This window comes from Pseudomonas sp. Ma2-10, from assembly GCF_054330215.1.
The window spans coordinates 1-581 of the sequence record NZ_JBTEYL010000080.1; the positions used below are offsets into that span (position 1 = coordinate 1).

Below are 581 nucleotides of genomic sequence, written 5' to 3' on the forward strand. Positions count from 1 at the left end.
GACCGGCTGATCAACGTTCGTGGCACCACGCCGGAAAGTTTCGCCCATGACCCGGCAGGCAACCTACTCGGCCAAGGCGACCAGCCGACCGCGAACCTGGCCAACGTCAAAGGCAATCGGCTGCTGATGCAGGGCGACCGTCATTACGACTACGACGCCTATGGCAACCTGACCCGCGAACGTCGCGGCGCCGGACAGAAACTCATTACCGAATATCGTTACGACTGCCAGCACCGTTTAATCGGCGTCAGCCTGCCGGGTGGCAGCACCGCGAGCTACAAGTACGACGCCTTCGGCCGCCGCATCGCCAAGACCGTCGATGGCCAAACCACAGAATTCCTGTGGCAAGGCGAACGGCTCATTGCTGAAAGCGGCGACAACCGCTATCGCACTTACATCTACGAACCGGGCACCTTCCGCCCGTTGGCGATGCTCGATGGCGAAGGCCCGCTAAAAGCCACGCCGTTCTACTACCAACTCGACCACCTCGGCACCCCGCAGGAACTCACCGACTACAGCGGCGAGATCATGTGGTCGGCGAAATACCGTGCCTACGGCAACCTCGCGACCCTCGATGTTGC

At 61.6% G+C, this 581-nt stretch carries 1 protein-coding gene; it reads left to right on the forward strand.

Annotation, left to right across the window (positions count from 1 at the left end; all coding sequences use genetic code 11):
• On the forward strand, nt 1–581 hold a 581-nt coding region (locus tag ACXPVS_RS27380), incomplete at both ends, for an RHS domain-containing protein (protein ID WP_458512658.1).